Source organism: Synechococcus lacustris str. Tous (genome assembly GCF_003011125.1).
In the GTDB taxonomy this organism is placed as follows: Bacteria; Cyanobacteriota; Cyanobacteriia; order PCC-6307; family Cyanobiaceae; genus Synechococcus_D; species Synechococcus_D lacustris.
This window is the reverse complement of sequence record NZ_PXVC01000255.1, coordinates 1-816: the sequence shown is the minus strand read 5'-3', so window position 1 is coordinate 816 and position 816 is coordinate 1. Positions and strand designations below refer to the sequence as shown.

Annotated in this window: 2 protein-coding genes; both read right to left on the bottom strand. The window is 54.1% G+C overall.

The genetic code is table 11. The annotated features are described in order from the left end of the window. The coding region (locus tag C7K08_RS14735) for a glycosyltransferase family 2 protein (protein WP_133165339.1) at window positions 1–558 on the bottom strand (558 nt) is incomplete at its 3' end. Beyond that, on the bottom strand, window positions 555–816 hold a 262-nt coding region (locus C7K08_RS15785), incomplete at its 5' end, for a glycosyltransferase (RefSeq protein ID WP_161955961.1). The genes C7K08_RS15785 and C7K08_RS14735, both read right to left, overlap by 4 nt.

The following is an 816-nucleotide window of genomic DNA, read 5'->3' as shown; positions in this document are numbered from 1 at the left end:
GTCTATTCCTTTGCTAAAGGCATAGTGCTCATAGGGTTCWTRGATACGAGCCACYGGCCCTGGTGGGCCGCCGTTAATGCTGCAAAAACTTTCCCAAACGCCGCCTTCAAAGCGAAGGCATTGGCGTTGCAACAAGCGGGGATGCCAATTGGGATAACCCTGGGTGTGGCGCAACCAACGGCCTAGGAACCAATAACGGGGCGTTAGTTCAAAACCAACAGGCGCCGCTGGCGATAGGGCAGCCTTTGCCAAAGCCTTTTTGATAGCAGCARTAGCTGCGCTACTAAGTTCCTCATCCGCATCGAGAAAYAACACCCAGCTRCTTTGCAGATTTCCATGGGTTARKGCCCAATTGCGTTGTTCACTAATCAAAAATTCACCACMTGGTTTATKAACCAGCACTTGGGCGCCTAGGGAAGCGGCAAGGGCGGTGGTGCCATCGTTGCTRCCGGAATCAAGCACCAATAGTTCCTGGCACCAGCTCAGGGAAGCYAGGGCCCGAGGCAGATCTGTTGCTTCATTTAGGGTGAGCACAACCCCTGCCACCGACGGTGTCACAACAGGGTGCGATAGAGGGCTTCGAAATTGGCTGCCACTGCGCTGCTGCCGTAATGATCCACTAACAACTGCGGATCAAGCCTTAACGGTTTAGCTGCAAAATTTAAAAGCCAAGCCGCTAACCACTGGCTCCACAAATGTGAGCGGCGGGGTAGCACTGCACCCCAGGGTTGTGTTGTAAGTAACCGTTCCAATTCCTCGCCCGCACCCACTCCATCACTTAACAACACTGGGCAACCGCAGGCCAGGGCTTCAAGG